The following is a 620-nucleotide window of genomic DNA, read 5'->3' as shown; positions in this document are numbered from 1 at the left end:
TGCTACAATGTCCATGGCGATTGAGACCTTTCGTTAGGGTGTTGTTGTGGTGACTCTATTCTAACAAACTCTATCGCCTTTTTCTATACCCTTGGTCTCACATCTATTGTAACGCTACAAAAAAGTTTGGAAAAAATGTAAAACGGCGTTGACAAAAAGGGCTAAATTTAGTATAATAACTCTTGCACTATGATTGTATTCTATCTATGTGCCTACAACTGAAGAGATGCTGTGATGGCAACATTCGTAGAGCTGGAGAAGTACTCAAGTGGTCGAAGAGGTGCCCCTGCTAAGGGCATAGGCCGGGTAACCGGCGCGAGGGTTCAAATCCCTCCTTCTCCGTTGTCGACAGATTTGGTCTGATATGTCCAAAATATTTTTTCAGAAAATGAAAAAAGGTGTTGACAAAAGAAGCAGAGAATGATAGAATAATCTTCGTGTCTGATGGAACTGTGGTATAAATCTTTGTACTGCGCCAGATGACAGGGACTTTATGTCTATGAGAGGACGTTGAAAATCGAACAGTGTAACATCTGAGAAGAGGAAAAGGTAAGAGACTCGGAGGGAGCTCGAGAGAGCCCTGAGGAGAGGAAGACCACCAGTCAAGAGCCTCGAGAGAG

The 620-nt window shown here is 43.2% G+C and carries 1 tRNA gene; it reads left to right on the top strand.

What is annotated here, in order from left to right:
• Window positions 1-254: 254 nt before the first annotated feature.
• Window positions 255-342: transfer RNA gene (locus H8730_RS17465), tRNA-Ser, on the top strand.
• Window positions 343-620: the final 278 nt, after the last annotated feature.

The sequence above is a fragment of the Bianquea renquensis genome (assembly GCF_014384895.1).
In the GTDB taxonomy this organism is placed as follows: Bacteria; Bacillota; Clostridia; order Lachnospirales; family Bianqueaceae; genus Bianquea; species Bianquea renquensis.
This window is presented reverse-complemented; position numbering and strand designations above follow the sequence as displayed.